The organism is Holdemanella sp. DFI.5.55, from assembly GCF_020593575.1.
Classification (GTDB): domain Bacteria; phylum Bacillota_I; class Bacilli_A; order Erysipelotrichales; family Erysipelotrichaceae; genus Holdemanella; species Holdemanella hominis.
Genome location: NZ_JAJDMK010000387.1, coordinates 1 through 233, shown reverse-complemented (window position 1 = coordinate 233; position 233 = coordinate 1). Strand labels below are relative to the sequence as shown.

At 45.5% G+C, this 233-nt stretch carries 1 protein-coding gene; it reads left to right on the top strand.

The window, feature by feature from the left end; genetic code table 11:
* A partial coding sequence (locus LJE08_RS14535; protein ID WP_227403654.1) for a C69 family dipeptidase occupies positions 1-233 on the top strand: 233 nt, incomplete at both ends.

The following is a 233-nucleotide window of genomic DNA, read 5'->3' as shown; positions in this document are numbered from 1 at the left end:
AAAACATGCCATTCCTGCGGCGGCCAGAAAAGAAGATCGCGATTGAAGACGTGGAAGCCTTTCTTTCTTCTCATTACAACGGCACGCCATATGATCCGATGGGAACTTTTGCTTCAGGAACCAAGGAAGAACAGCGCAAATTCCGCTCAATCTCACTTGATCGTAATCAAAGCTCCTGTATTCTGCAGATTCGCAATCACGTACCAAAAGAATTTGCTGCCATTCAATGGATC